The 15,331-nt window shown below is 34.3% G+C and carries 12 protein-coding genes; 1 reads left to right on the top strand and 11 read right to left on the bottom strand.

Annotated elements, in window-relative coordinates; genetic code table 11:
* Positions 1 to 24 precede the first annotated feature (24 nt).
* The 6 genes from N4A68_19665 to proB form a co-directional block, all read right to left on the bottom strand.
* The gene (locus tag N4A68_19665) at positions 25 to 2,460 is read right to left on the bottom strand and encodes an ATP-dependent Clp protease ATP-binding subunit (GenBank protein ID MCT4566518.1); all 2,436 of its coding nucleotides are present in this window, start codon (positions 2,458 to 2,460) and stop codon (positions 25 to 27) included.
* A 93-nt stretch (positions 2,461 to 2,553) separates the two neighbouring features.
* The gene (locus tag N4A68_19660; GenBank protein ID MCT4566517.1) at positions 2,554 to 3,585 is read right to left on the bottom strand and encodes a protein arginine kinase; all 1,032 of its coding nucleotides are present in this window, start codon (positions 3,583 to 3,585) and stop codon (positions 2,554 to 2,556) included.
* A 13-nt stretch (positions 3,586 to 3,598) separates the two neighbouring features.
* On the bottom strand, positions 3,599 to 4,111 hold the full coding sequence (locus tag N4A68_19655; GenBank protein ID MCT4566516.1) for a UvrB/UvrC motif-containing protein: 513 nt from the start codon (positions 4,109 to 4,111) through the stop codon (positions 3,599 to 3,601).
* A 116-nt stretch (positions 4,112 to 4,227) separates the two neighbouring features.
* A complete protein-coding gene (locus tag N4A68_19650; protein ID MCT4566515.1) occupies positions 4,228 to 4,683 on the bottom strand; it encodes a CtsR family transcriptional regulator in 456 nt (151 codons plus the stop codon).
* Between the two features lie 365 nt (positions 4,684 to 5,048).
* On the bottom strand, positions 5,049 to 6,305 hold the full coding sequence (locus tag N4A68_19645; GenBank protein ID MCT4566514.1) for a glutamate-5-semialdehyde dehydrogenase: 1,257 nt from the start codon (positions 6,303 to 6,305) through the stop codon (positions 5,049 to 5,051).
* Positions 6,306 to 6,387: 82 nt separating this feature from the next.
* On the bottom strand, positions 6,388 to 7,524 hold the full coding sequence (proB, locus tag N4A68_19640; protein ID MCT4566513.1) for a glutamate 5-kinase: 1,137 nt from the start codon (positions 7,522 to 7,524) through the stop codon (positions 6,388 to 6,390).
* A 402-nt stretch (positions 7,525 to 7,926) separates the two neighbouring features.
* Here proB and proC point away from each other — a divergent pair, with 402 nt between their 5' ends.
* Complete coding sequence (gene proC, locus N4A68_19635) at positions 7,927 to 8,736, top strand: pyrroline-5-carboxylate reductase (GenBank protein MCT4566512.1); 810 nt, start codon at positions 7,927 to 7,929, stop codon at positions 8,734 to 8,736.
* Between the two features lie 145 nt (positions 8,737 to 8,881).
* Here the strand turns inward: proC and fusA are convergent, their stop codons facing one another.
* The 5 genes from fusA to N4A68_19610 form a co-directional block, all read right to left on the bottom strand.
* Positions 8,882 to 10,954, bottom strand: coding sequence for an elongation factor G (fusA, locus tag N4A68_19630; protein ID MCT4566511.1), 2,073 nt, complete (start codon positions 10,952 to 10,954; stop codon positions 8,882 to 8,884).
* A gap of 168 nt (positions 10,955 to 11,122) precedes the next feature.
* Positions 11,123 to 11,941 (bottom strand): Nif3-like dinuclear metal center hexameric protein, encoded by an 819-nt coding sequence (locus N4A68_19625; protein ID MCT4566510.1) that lies wholly within the window; start codon positions 11,939 to 11,941, stop codon positions 11,123 to 11,125.
* A gap of 321 nt (positions 11,942 to 12,262) precedes the next feature.
* Positions 12,263 to 12,775: a dUTP diphosphatase gene (locus N4A68_19620; GenBank protein MCT4566509.1), complete on the bottom strand. Its 513-nt coding sequence runs from the start codon at positions 12,773 to 12,775 to the stop codon at positions 12,263 to 12,265.
* A gap of 212 nt (positions 12,776 to 12,987) precedes the next feature.
* Positions 12,988 to 13,308 (bottom strand): MazG-like family protein, encoded by a 321-nt coding sequence (locus N4A68_19615; GenBank protein ID MCT4566508.1) that lies wholly within the window; start codon positions 13,306 to 13,308, stop codon positions 12,988 to 12,990.
* Positions 13,309 to 13,434: 126 nt separating this feature from the next.
* Complete coding sequence (locus N4A68_19610) at positions 13,435 to 15,243, bottom strand: DNA mismatch repair protein (protein ID MCT4566507.1); 1,809 nt, start codon at positions 15,241 to 15,243, stop codon at positions 13,435 to 13,437.
* Positions 15,244 to 15,331 lie beyond the last annotated feature (88 nt).

Raw genomic sequence — 15,331 nt, 5'->3', positions numbered from 1 at the left:
GTTGTAGAATCCCATTACATTACATTACTTCTTACTAAATATCAATTTGTCTTCTTCTACATCTACTATTATATCATCTTGTTTAGATATTTTCCCCATTAATATTTCCTCTGAAAGCTTATCCTCTATCATTTTTGTAATAACCCTCTTAAGGGGTCTCGCACCATATTCTATGTCATAACCCTTATCTGCAAGATAATCCTTAGCAGTCTCTGTAATTTCAATGGTTATATTTAAATCGATTAGTCTATTTGTAAGCTCTTTTACCATTAGGTCAACTATCTCTTTTATATGCTCCCTTTGTAATTGATGAAATACTATAGTATCATCAATTCTATTTAAAAACTCGGGTCTGAACTGTCTCCTAAGTTCACTGATTATATTTTCCTTCATCTTCTCGTATTCATTTTTCTTTGTATCTTCATCTATTCCGGAAAACCCTAGGGTTTTTTGCTTCTTAATTCTACTTGCTCCTACATTTGAAGTCATTACTATAACCGTGTTCTTAAAATCTACCATTCTACCCTTAGCATCGGTTAATCTACCATCATCCAGCATTTGCAGCAATATATTGAATACATCGGGATGTGCCTTTTCTATCTCATCAAATAATATTACAGAATAGGGCTTTCTTCTGATCTTTTCAGTCAGTTGACCACCTTCATCGTAGCCTACATATCCTGGAGGAGATCCCACTAGCTTAGCTACTGAATGCTTTTCCATATATTCAGACATATCTATTCTGATCATTGCATCCTCATCCCCAAACATGGTCTCAGCCAATGCCTTTGTAAGCTCTGTTTTCCCTACCCCAGTCGGTCCTAGGAATATAAAGGACCCAATAGGCTTATTAGGGTCCTTAAGCCCTACTCTGGCTCTTCTTATGGCCCGTGATATGGATTCAACAGCTTCTTCTTGTCCGATTACCCTTTTATGAAGTATATTTTCCATGTTGAGAAGTCTCTCGGATTCCTCTTGTGCCAGTTTATTTACAGGTATACCAGTCCATACTGAAACTACACCTGCTATTTCTTCCTCTCCTACTTCTGAGTTCTTGTTAATACTTGTTTTCCAATTATCCTTTTTATCATTAAGCTCTTGTAAAATGTTTTTTTCTTCATCTCTAAGCTGTGCTGCCTTCTCAAAATTTTGATTACTTACTGCTTCTTCCTTTTCTTTTTTTATTTTTTCCAGCTTATCCTCTAAGCTTTTCAAATTTTCGGGTTGAGTGGCATTTTGTAATCTTACCTTTGAAGCAGCTTCATCAATCAAGTCTACCGCCTTATCTGGCAGGAATCTATCTGCTATATATCTATGGGAAAGCTCGGCCGCTGCCTTTAAAGCTTCATCAGTAATTTTCACCCTATGATGGGCTTCATATTTATCCCTAAGTCCTTTAAGTATCTTTATAGTATCCTGTATTGAAGGCTCCTCTATCATGATAGGCTGAAATCTTCTTTCCAGTGCCGAATCCTTTTCAATATGTTTTTTATATTCATCAAGGGTTGTTGCCCCTATGGCTTGTATTTCTCCCCTTGCAAGAACAGGTTTCAAAATATTTGAGGCATCTATGGCTCCCTCAGCACCTCCGGCTCCAATAATTGTATGCATTTCATCAATAAATAATATTACATCCCCGGCTTCTCTAAGTTCATCCATCACGGTGGTTAATCTTTGTTCAAATTCTCCTCGATATTTTGCCCCAGCAAGCATTGAAGCCAGTGCTAAGGTAACTACCCTTTTATTTTTTAAGATTTCTGGTATATTCCCCTCAATAATTTTTTGGGCAAGACCTTCGGCAACAGCAGTTTTCCCCACTCCCGGTTCACCTATAAGGCATGGATTATTCTTTGTTCTTCTACTAAGAACCTGCACTACTCTATCGATTTCCTTTTCTCTGCCTATAACAGGATCTAGCTTATCTTCTGCTGCCATTATGGTTAAATCTCTACCGTATTTATCCAGTGTAGGTGTTTTTGTTTTCACATTGCCTTTAACTTTACCCATTTTAGGCGATTCTGATTCCACATTGTTTCCCAATAATTTAAGTACTTCTAAGTAAACCTTATTGATATCTACACCCATACTCAATATTGCCTTAGCAGCTACCCCTTCACCTTCTCTTATTAGGGCGAGGAGTAAATGTTCAGTTCCTACATAATTATGACCAAGCTTTCTGGCTTCCTCAAAGCTAAGTTCAAATACTCTTTTTGTTCTAGGAGTAATTCCTTGAAGCTCACTTTCTTCTTTTCCCACACCAACCATGGCTTCGATATTTTGTCTAAGCTTATCTATTTGAATCCCTAGATTGGTTAAAGCCTTTGCCGCGACTCCCCCACCTTCGCTTAAAAGGCCTAATAGTATATGTTCAGTCCCGATATAATTATGCTTTAAGCGTTTTGCTTCTTCTTGAGCCAATCCAATTGCCCTTTGTGCCCTTTCCGTAAATTTATCAAACATAAACATGCTATTACCTCCTTCTTTTAGTTACAAGTCCCATGTTACAAGTTTTAGGGTCACTGTATTTGGTTTTAAATTATATACTCATATTTTCTAATTACCCTTTAATCTTTCTCTAATAAGATTTGCACGCTTTATATCTCTTTCATTAGTACTTAAGTTTTTACCATAGATTTTTTGGAGTATCCCTCCCTGTATATCTACCATAAGAGTGTTTATAGTTTTGACATCTATATCCTTTATTATTCCAAGGTCAATGCCTAGTCTAACGTCTGAAATAAGCTTTAAAGCCTCCTTGGAATTCATTATTCTTGCATTGGTTAGCACACCATAGGATCTGCATATCTTATCTTCCAGCTTTATTCTATTATTAGCTATTAAAGTTGCCCTTGCATCCTTTTCCTTATTCGTTATCTGTTTTGTAAGCTCTATAAGAGTAGTGATAATCTCTTCTTCCGTCCTACCTAATGTAACTTGGTTGGATATTTGAAATATATTTCCTTGAGATTGACTTCCTTCTCCATACAACCCTCTGACAGTAAAGCCTATTTGGCTTATAGCTTGAAGTATTCTATTCATATACCCAATCATCGCAAGGGCTGGTAGATGAATCATTACAGAAGCCCTTATGCCAGTTCCAACATTTGTTGGACAGGATGTTAAATAACCTATGTCTTCAGCAAAGGCATATTTAAGATTTTCTTCAATTATATCGTCAATTTTATTCGCCATATTCCAAGCCTCTTCTAACTGAAAACCTGGAAAAAGACATTGGATACGAATATGATCTTCTTCATTTATCATAATACTTACCGATTCATCGGCATTCATCATTATAGCACTTTTATTTGGCTTTTCTATAAGGTTAGGGCTTATTAAATGTTTTTCTATGAGTACTTGCTTATCATTATTTTCTATTTGGTCTATGCCTATTAAATCAAAATCATTTTTAAGTATTGTATTGCCCTGTAGGATAGAATCACTAACCTTTTTGATGACCTCTTTACTTTTTTCCGTAGTCAAAGCAACGGGAAATGGAAATTCTTCTAAATTTCTTGCTAGTCTTATTCTACTACTTATTATGATATCGTTTTGTGGCCCTTCTCCATCAATCCATTTAGTCATATCACACACTCCCCTACTTATTTATTTCCAAATCCTTTTCCAGTAATCTTATTTTGTCTCTGAGTTCAGCGGCTTTTTCAAATTCCTGCTTATCAATGGCTCTATTTAACTCCTTCTTCATATTCATGATTTCTCTCTTCATCCTAATAACGCTACCTGTCTTTTTAGGAATCTTTCCAACATGCTGCTGACTGCCATGTACATTTTTTACCAGGGGCATTAGCTTCTCACTAAAGGTTTTATAGCATTCCGAACAGCCAAGTCTTCCTAACTGCTTAAATTTACCATAGCTCATTCCACATTTACTGCATGTAGTGGTCTTAATATAATCAACCTTTATATGGGGACTCTGAACCGAGTCCAAAAGACCCGTTAGAAAATTATTTATCGTAAATGGATTTTCAAAACTTATATCCTGACTTTTCCTTGCACATTCTTCACATAAATGTATCTCTGTCTTTTTATTATTTAAGATTTTTGTTAAATGAACAGTGGCTTTATTTTGTTTGCATTTTTCACAAAGCATTTTATTCTACCTCCTATCTGGATAAAAGCGTTTGAGAACGCATTTTTGGTGCCAAGTTGTATGTTCCAAGTTACAACCTACAAGTGTTAGGGTCATTCTTTTATGCCCCTAAATATCTATCTAAGTAATGAAGCAAGCATGGATTTTAAGATACCTGCCCTTACATTATTTTTTGTTTCAGAATCAATATCCAAAGCCCTATTATTTACGGCTGCCATCATTATTCTTGCCTCTCTGTCTTTTATAATACCTCTTTCCAGTAGAAAGCCTATGAGGGATATTGCCTTAGCCATATTTATGCTGTCTCCAATTTCACCTATTATATTATATATAAGCTCAGTATCATCAATCTTAAGTCTAATAATCCTTATATGACCCCCGCCACCTCTTCTACTTTCTATGGTATATCCTTTTTCTACAGAAAATCTTGTTGTAAGAACATAGTTTATTTGGGATGGCGCACAATTAAAGGTATTGGCCAATTCGTTTCTTTTAATCTCTACAACTTGCCCTTCTGAATCCTGTAAAAGTTCTTTTATGAAAGCTTCAATTATATCACTTAATCTAGCCATAACATCATCCTCTATTTTACTTTGACTTTCTTTGACCTTTATTTGATAATAATAGATTTTACTATTAATTTCAAGTGTCATTTACTGTTAATTACAGTTAAATTTCATGTTCATTTGTTATTTTCTAAAATTTTCTTTATTTTATTCATTTTTTTTATGTATATTTCCAAATTACTCTATATTTCATAAAATTTTCATTAATTCAACTGAAAACCTTGCTTTGACATATTACTTGGAAATCTTTTTTGCATAGGCTCCGAAAAAATGACACGGGGACAGACACACACTGAGAAGAATGTGTGGGTGTCTGTCCCCATGTCATTTTTTAAAGTATATTTTTATAACAGTCCCAACCTAACAGGATCTTATTCTCTAATTTGTCCTTCACCATATATGATATTCTTTATTGTTGTAAGCTCTTTAAGTCCCATAGGCCCTCTAGTATGAAGCTTCTGTGTACTTATTCCTATTTCTGCACCAAATCCAAATTGACTTCCATCTGTGAACCTTGTGGATGCATTTACATATACTGCTGAAGCATCAATTTCTTTCAAAAATCTTTGTGAATTCCCATAGTCATTTGTAATTATTGCTTCAGAATGGTTTGTCCCGTACCTATAAATATGATCTATAGCTACATCTATGGAATCTACCACTTTAATGGCCAATATTAAATCTAAATACTCAGTGCCCCAGTCTTCTTCTAAGGCGGGTTTTATCTCAGGTAAAATCCTTTTAGCTACCCCACAACCCCTTAACTCTACACCTAAATCAATTAGTTTTTGAGCCAAGCCCGGTAAAAACTCAGGGGCTATATCCCCATGTACAAGTATTGTTTCTATAGCATTACACACTGCCGGTCTTTGGGTTTTCCCATTTATTACTATGTCCTCTGCCATTTTAATATCAGCACTTTTATCAATGTATATATGGCAATTACCCACTCCAGTTTTTATAACAGGTATAGTGGCATTGTTGGCAACGGCATTTATAAGTCCAGCTCCACCCCTAGGTATTAATACATCTATATATTCATTCAGCTTCATCATTTCATTTACAGCTTCTCTGTCTGTAACCTCAAGAAATTCTATACACCCCTCTGGAAGCCCATTTTCCACAGCGGCTTTCTTAATAATATTCACCAAGATAGTATTTGAATTGATGGCTTCTGTTCCACCCCTTAGGATAACCGTATTACCTGCTTTAATACATAACGCCGCAGCATCAACCGTTACATTCGGTCTTGATTCATATATCATACCAATTACTCCTAGAGGAACTCTTATCTGACCAATTTGCAGATTGTTTTCTGTCCTCCACATTTTTTCTACTTCCCCTACTGGATCTTTAAGGGAAGCTACATTCCTAAGACCCTCGGCCATATCATTTATTCTATTCTCATTTAGCAATAATCTATCCAGCATGTACTGAGATAGCCCTTTTTCTCTACCATTTTTCATATCCATTGTATTAGCAGCTAGAATGTCGGCCTTATGATTTATTAAAGCCTCTGCCATAGCCCTAAGGGCCTTATTCTTTACATCTGTGCCTATTGTAGACATTCTCCTAGATGCAGTCTTGGATAGCTTCCCTTTTTTTGCTACATATTCTCTTGTATTCAACCTTATATCTCCCTTCAGTTTTAGGTATATTTTTAAAATAGAACAATGAAAATTCCTTCGCGACCTAATTTATTTATCCTTTTCATATCCCTGATTTAACTAGTATTGCCATATTATCTGCATGAATCACTTCATCATAGGTCTTATGATCAAGCTTTTCTTCTATATCCGAGGTTTGACTTCCCTTGATTAACTCAACCTCATATGAATTATAATTAGTTATGCCACGGGCAACTTCCATTCCTAACCCATTAACAATAGATACAATATCCCCTTTTTCAAATAATCCATTTATAGATAGCACTCCCGCAGGTAATAGACTTTTTCTGTGCTTAGTAAGTGCGTCTATGGCACCATCATCTATAGTTATTTGTCCTTTAATTAAGGTATTATATGTTATCCAACATTTTCTGCCTTGAAGGGGATGCCTATTAGCAAGGAAAAATGTACCAACATTTTTGCCTTCAACCACTTGATTTATAATATTTTCTGTAGAACCATTCACTATTATCATAGATGAACCTGCAGATACAGCAATTTCTGCTGCATTTATCTTAGTTTCCATTCCACCTGTACCAAACTTTGTCCCTGCTCCTCCAGCCGCTTCCCTTATTTTATCTGTAATTTCTTCAACAAAGCTGATAAGCTTAGCATCTTTATTTTCCTTGGGATTTGAATCATATAATCCATCAATATCTGAAAGTAGTAAAAGAAGATCTGCTTCTACAAGGCTTGTAACCATTGCTGACAGAGTATCATTATCTCCGAATTTTATCTCATCAATAGCTACTGCATCATTTTCATTTACGATAGGTATTACTCCTTGTTTAAATAGTGTAAAAAAAGCATTTCGTGCATTTAAAAATCTTTTTCTATTTAATATTGCTTCCTTTGTTAGAAGTATCTGGGCTACGTTTTTTCCATACTCGGAAAACAGCTTCTCATACATATGAAGCAAAACTCCTTGTCCTACAGCCGCCGCGGCTTGTTTTTCAGGTATAGTAGTAGGTCTTGTTTTAAGTCCTAGCTTACCCATACCTGCACCTATGGCTCCAGAGGTTACTAAGACAATCTCTATATTTTGATTATGCAGATTTGTCAATTGTCTTACTATGCTTTCTATTCGATTTAGGTCTAATAATCCTGTTGAATGTGTTAATGTCGATGTTCCTATTTTTACAACTATTCTTTTTGCATCCTTTATAAATTCACTTCTCATAGTTTTTATAATTAAGACTGAAAAACAGTCTTGCCTCCTTTCATATTATGTATTATTATATATTCTATAAAATAATTATTCAATTGTAAATCTTATCCCATTTATTTTAGAAAATTTAAAACTCTGCTACGTCCTTTTGTTTCTAAGACATTCATCAAATTCTCGACGTACGGTCTAGGTATGACTTTAAACCCCATAAACGTCTTAGAAACTAAAACTACTTGCATTTTTTTAAACATTCCATTAATAATCTGGGATTATAGAAATTCTGGTAATTTATAATATTTCATGATAATAATAATTGAGAGAATTACATAACTCTTACTCGGCACATTTGAATAATATATAAAGTAATTATGTAATTTGCTAAATTGTATTTAAAATATTTATGGAGGAATATTAATGAAGAAAAATATTGGTTTCATAGGATGTGGAAATATTGCTAATGCCATGATAGGTGGACTTGTAAAATCTAAAACCATATCACCTAAGGCTATAATGGTGAGTAATAGATCGTCAGAAAAATTGGATAAAGTAAAAGAGCAGTACGATGTTAATATTACATTAAACAACATAGAGGTTGCTGAGTTTGCAGATGTGTTGATTTTATCTGTTAAAACCAATAAATATTATAAAATAATAGATCAAATTAAAGATGTTATTAAAGAAGATACTGTAATCGTGTCCTTAGCAGCTGGTAGAAGCATAGATACCATTGAACAAGCCTTTGGAAAAGAAATAAAGCTCGTAAGAACAATGCCGAATATACCCGCCATAGTTGGTGAAGCCATGTCTGCTTTATGTCATAACAATATGGTAACCGATGAGGAATTTAGGTTAGTTCTTGATATCTTTAAAAGCTTTGGCGAAGTAGAGATTGTGGATGAAGAATTGATGGATGTTGTAACTGCTATCTCTGGATCTTCTCCAGCTCTAGTTTACCTATTTATTGAGTCCTTAGCAGATGGAGCAGTTTTAAAGGGGTTCCCTAGAAACAAGGCCTATAAAATGGTTTCCCAGGCAGTGCTAGGTGCCGCCAAAATTGTACTAGAAACGGGGAAACACCCTGGACAGCTAAAGGATGAAGTTTGTTCTTCTGGAGGAACTACCATAGAAGCTATTTATGCCTTAGAAAGGAAAGGCTTTAGAGGCCATGTAATAGAAGCAATTGAAATGGGTACTGAAAAGTCTAAGAGGCTTTCGGAGAAATAATACAAAGAGTGTAAAGACATTCTTGTAGTTGCAAGTTCCATGTTCCAAGTTACAAGTTTTATAGTCATACTTTTAGATCAAGATAATACTCTTGGAGCTTAGAACATGGAACTGCCAAAGCGTTATCAAACGCTTTGGCAAATAATTATTCTTCTTCTTTAGATTCTTCTATAATTTTTTGTGATAGATGGGCTGGAACCTCATCATATCTTTCAAATTTCATTACAAAGCTTCCTCTCGCTTGTGTCATTGAGCGTAGGTCTGGAGCGTATTTAAACATTTCGGCTTGGGGGGCCTCAGCAATTACTTTTTGATAACCCTCTCCTGTTGGTTCCATACCAAGGATTCTACCTCTTCTCTTATTCATATCACCCATTATATCTCCCATGTAGTCTTCCGGTATAAGAACCTCTACATGCATGATTGGCTCAAGTAGTACTGGTTTTGCCTTTTCAACACCCTTTTTAAATGCTTGTGAAGCCGCAATTTTAAATGCCATTTCGTTGGAGTCAACTGAGTGATAAGAACCGTCAAATAATGTTGCCTTAATATTAACTACAGGAAATCCTGCAAGAACTCCCCTTTCCAATGAATCCCTAAGCCCTTTCTCAACCGCTGGTATATATTGCCTTGGAACTGAACCACCAAATATTTCTTCATTAAATTCAAATTCCTCAGTTGAAGGTTCAAATCTTATATGAACATCTCCATATTGACCTGATCCACCACTTTGCTTTTTATGTTTTCCTTGAACGCTTGCAGTTCCTTTGATTGTTTCTCTAAATGCAATTTTAGGATCCATGAGATCTACTTCAACCCCAAAATTATTCCTCATTTTATTAGTTATTACAGTAAGCTGCATAGTCCCTTGACCACCAATAAGCAGCTGTTTAGTTTCTTTATTTCTTTCAACTATAAAGGTAGGATCTTCTTCGGTCAACCTATGGAGTGAAGTCCCTATTTTTTCTTCATCTCCCTTTGACTTAGGCTCTACTGCCATGAATAAACAAGGCTGAGCAAATTTGATCCCATGATATTTTATTGGAGCGCTTCTATCGCAGAGTGTATCCCCTGTCTCCGTGTACTGAAGCTTAGCTATGGCTCCGATATCTCCGGCAACTATGGCATCACACTCCAACTGATTTTTACCCCTTAGCATAAATAAGCTTCCTATTTTCTCCTTCTCATCCTTATTAGCATTGAGGACTTCCATATCCTTAGTTAATTTTCCAGAGTAAACCTTAAATAAGGATATCTTACCCACAAATGGGTCAACTATAGTTTTAAATACTAGGGCTGAAAAAGGCTCTTTTTCATCTACCTTTCTTACTAAGGGTTCCTCACTTTCTGGATGTAACCCTTCGTATTCCCCATTATGCATGTCCTTTGGCGTAGGCATGTAATCAGATGTCATTCCAAACAAGGTATGGATTCCTATATTATTAGCAGCTGAACCTACTAACACTGGTACCACCTCTCCAGCCAATACACCCTTTCTAAGTCCCTCATGGATCTCCTCAGTACTAAAGGCTTCGCCTTCAAAGTATTTTTCAAGTAATTCCTCATCACTTTCTGCAACGGATTCAATAAGCATTTCTCTAATAGGTGCTATTTTCTCCTTTAATTCCTCGGGCACATCAACATTTACACATTCCTTACCGTTGTATTCTCTTCCAATCATATCTACAACATTTACAAATCCCTTAAAGTCTGAACCCTCTCCGATTGGAATTGCAAATGGAGCAATCTTTTTGCCAAATGCATCTCTTAATCCAGTAATCAACTTATCATAGTTAACGTTTTCCTTATCCATCTTATTAACAAATATTATCTTTGGCATTTTTCTTTCTTCCGTATATTTCCAAGCCTTTTCGGTACCGACTTCTACTCCGGAAGTGGCATCTACCATTATAATAGCTCCGCCAGCTACTCTAAGGGCACTTATAACTTCACCTGAAAAATCAAAATAACCCGGTGCATCTAATATATTATATTTTGAATTATTCCATTCAACTGGAATAACTGAAGTTCCTATTGAAAATTGTCTAGATATTTCTTCTTTATCAAAATCCGATACTGTATTTCCATCTTCTACTCTACCCATTCTTTTTAAAAGGTCTGTGGTATATAGCATTGATTCCGTTAATGTAGTCTTCCCGCTTCCACCATGACCTAATAATGCGACGTTCCTTATTTTGTCTACTTTATAATTCTTCATACTTTTCCTCCTCACTTATTGTTTTGAATATTTATATATTTAATTCTATAAAATTTTGAAAATTCCTTTAATTATCCTTTATTATACAACTTTTTTCCAAAAATAAAAAGACCTCCAAATAAAAATTGAGGTCTTTTTGAAAAAATTTACAAAATTTATATTGTAAACCTATAATATGCCAGACATTTTTATGACTTCTACTCCTCTTTTTTCCAGTTCTTCAATAATAATATTCAATCCTATGGAATCACTTGCCATATGACCAGCCACAATCACATTTCCGATATTTTGCTTTTCCACTTCCTCCTTTACATCATCTGGTACATGCATACAGATTATAGTACCTACACCAGCTTCAAAATATGCTTTGAATACATCGCTTCCACCATTAGTTCCACCGGCCATAAGAACTGCTATTTTACCTGCATAATCCTTTTCTCCGCCTACCCGTATAATTGGACCAGCAGTAGCATCCTTATACTCTTCCATTTCCTTTAGTACATCAACTATATCTTTTAATGTAGTCCTAGGCTTATCATCAAATTTGCTATTTAGAAAGTCTTGAACATATCTTTCTGTAATTACATCGGCGGGCATATGTATATTGAGATAAGGCATATTAAGTAATTTTGCTGCTGACTGCACTCTATCATAATTACTTACATGCATACCCCTTTCAACTTTTCCAATCTTCTTTCTTAAGGCTTTTTGAGCTTTATTTATTGGAACTCCAAATTCAACCATCTTATCTATCTGTACATCTAGTACTTTATGAAAATCTATCATGGAACTTCCTGTTTTTGGATGGTGACTTATAACACAGTCCACTCCTAATTCTTTTCCAAGTAATAATTCTTGGGTTTCCATGTCTACTCCAAATAAAACCTTCTTTATCCCTTCTCCTTCAACTGCAATTCCAGAATCTGAAGGTATTTCATCTAAACCCGCAAGTTCTAAAGCTAAATCCATTATTTCTTTAGTTTTCATATTTACTCCTCCTATTTACATTCCTATTTCATATAAAAAATTTTTTATGACTATATTTTACTATATATCTAGTATAATTTGTTGTTTTTACTATAATTATTTACACCTGTGATTTCTAACTGGAAGAATAAAACACTTAAAAGAGGTGTCCCAAAATGATGAACTTTTTCATTATGTGAAATCCCATGGATATAGCACATACATGGCTACTAGCCAAACCCATGGAATTTCAAAACTCAAAGCTTCATTCATTCTGAAACACCCCAGAAACTGAATCAAAGGGATCATCTTTTCGAGACATTTCCCTCAGTCTACATATTATTAAACAGTCTCTAGACAATTATTTTTCATATAATACTGATACACTTCTTCAAAGCTAAGACCCAGACATTCCCCTAGATTTACATATCTAGCAAATAATCTTATATAGATCGAAAGGGAATCTACATAATCTTTTTGTAGGATATTCTTTCTTAGATCTCTAATATCATCAAAAATACTGGAGAAAAGCTTTATAACATTATCGGTTTTTTCTACTTTATCAATGGAATCCTTGTTTATAACATTGAATTCATGATTATTTCCAATTGATAATAAAAACTTCATGCCGTCTATATATCTTACTATTATCTTTTCCCTTGGTATATTTCTTTTTATTTTATAATACTTATAGCATTTTGTAAGGTTTGCTATTTCCCCTGTCTTTACTTGAAGTGCTAGAAATTTTATATCAAATAAATTCTCTTCTCCCACAGAATCTTCTTTTATATCAGATAAGCTCTTTATTTTGTCCTCAATAATTTCCTGTATCTTAAATAGTTCATTTAAATCCATTGAAATAACCTCCTAGTTTATTACGGGTTTTAGTACCTAGTATTAATAGTTTGTATTAATATTATATACCAACTACTAATCCTTTGTAAAGTGAATTGTATTAAAGCATACAATTTAAATAATGGAAAAAACCTATAGAATATCTATACTAGACCTAAAGATATCCCACAGGTTTCTTACCAAACGGAGTATGTATATATCAAATTATCCTTTTATATAGCCTCAACATATCCCTTTCCAATCAACTTTTGTATATGCTCATCTATATATTTTTCGACATTGATTCCATGCTGCTTTTCTAAAACCAATATCATGGTTATTGCAGTTTGGGCCACATCTAGAAGCTCCTTTGTTATTTCCTTGTATGCTTCCCCCTCAGATAGCTTTATGCCATCTCTTTCACCATTCATTCCCCTAAACTTACCTATGGCTCTACAAAGCTCTCCTTGTTCCTCAGACAGTTTTAATGCTGTGCTTTCAATTGTCGGTGAAATAGAATTAAGATATGGTAGAGATATGGTTTTCAATTTAATATTTGAAAACCTATTTTCTTTAATATGTTTTCTAATGTCATCAGCTGATATATTTAATTCTTCAAGTTCTTTAATTAATTCTAAGTATTGTGCTTTCATCCTTATCCTCCTAGTTATTTATAGGTTTTATATACTATCATCAATCCCAGCCATTTTAATAAGATACATTGCATTACGAGTTGTGGAAACTCCTGATCTTAGCTTATAATCAAAATAAATTTCATTGTTCTTATAGTATTCTTGGAAATGATAATTCTTAATTTTTGAGTTATTATCTTCCTCCATAGCCCCTAATTCAAGGTCATGGGTTGATACCATTCCCATACCGCCATTTCTCAATAGGTTCTTTATTAATATTTTTGCACCTTCATGTCGATCCTGGGAATTAGTTCCCTTAAAGATTTCATCCAACAGAAAAAACACTTTCCCCTTATTCTTTGTTTCCCTTACAATATCCTTTATCCTCAAAAGTTCAGCATAGAAGGATGAGGTGTTTTTTTCAAGATTATCACTTATTCTCATGCAAGTATATACCTTCATTATGGAACAACAAAGGTCTTTTGCACAAACTGGCGCTCCACTATAGGCTAATACGAGATTTATCCCCGCAGTTCTTAGTAGTGTACTCTTTCCAGACATATTTGATCCTGTTATCAATAAAACTCTAGCTTGATTTTCAAACTTCAAATCATTTGATACTCGTTTTTTAGTTAATAGGGGATGTCCTATTTGAACTGCCTTAAGGTATGAAGGTTCATCAATGATCTTAGGTGTTGCCCAGTCGGGCTTATCATATCTAATTACCGCAAGGCTTGACAATGCTTCTACTTCTCCAATGGCATCAAGCCAAGTTTTTATTAAAATCCCTGATTTTTCTTTCCATCTTTCTAAGGCAATCATACACCTATAATCCCAAAGGGTAACTATGTTCACAAATATAAACATGGCATTATCTCGATTAGTAATACTTTCTACGATTTTTTCCAATCTATCTATTTGCTCATAGGCCTTTTGTTCTTCCTCGTTGACAAGGTTATCCTTTATTTCTCTCAGATATCTAGAGGTAAATTTTTTATTCTCAAAATGCTTTAACATTTGTCTATATACCTTTATATTGTCCTTATACTTATAAACTGTATTTAAAACCTTGGCTCTTTTTTTATTTTGATATTTTAGTATGATAATTTGGATACCTAACATTGTAATAGGATAATAGTAGGATATATTATCGGTAATAAAATATATCAAAATTATTAACAAACTGATTATTGGAAGTATACGAACTCCAATTACAATCCAAGGCTTGAAATAAAATTCATCTCTATCTTCTATCCATTTATACAAAGTCTCAGGATTCCGTATTTCCTCTTCCATTGACATACCTTCAGCCATAAATCTTTGTCTCCACCATAGCTTTCTAGATAATTCATTGATCGCTTCCTGTCTCTTATATATTTGGTCTTTCCCACGGCAAGGCTCTGTAAGATATCCCTTTAGGCTTTGTCTTCCCATGTAGGTTGTGGCTGTATTTATCCACTGAAATAGAGATCCCTTTCCAAAAATATCGAGATCACTAGAAAAACTATGCTCTTCATTAAGAAATTCCTCTCCCGTATCACAGAAGGATTTCCATTCACCCTTTATACGTTTTAACGAGTCGTCATTTATCCTATATAATGAAAGGGTATATCTTTCCCTAGATTTCATTTGACCATGCTTCATAATCAAGTAGATAAATATGGCTGTATATGCTAAAGCTATTGGAAAAAAAAGATTATTATTGTGGGTTATGTATAAAAACACAAGATTTAAAAGCCCAACTAATACCACAAATAATCTTAGTCCTCCTATTATTTTTAATGACTTTTTTTGATTTTCAAGTAACTTGGCATAATAATCTTTACGTTTTTTATATGGATTATTAGGAGTATTCATACTATTTATTTCTCCTTTCAAAAAGCATCTTAAGACGCTTTTTTAGTTGCAAGTTTCAATGTTACTCTTCATGGTTATCAAAGATTTA

Origin of the sequence: Maledivibacter sp., assembly GCA_025210375.1 — a bacterium.
In the GTDB taxonomy this organism is placed as follows: domain Bacteria; phylum Bacillota; class Clostridia; order Peptostreptococcales; family Caminicellaceae; genus JAOASB01.
This window is presented reverse-complemented; position numbering and strand designations above follow the sequence as displayed.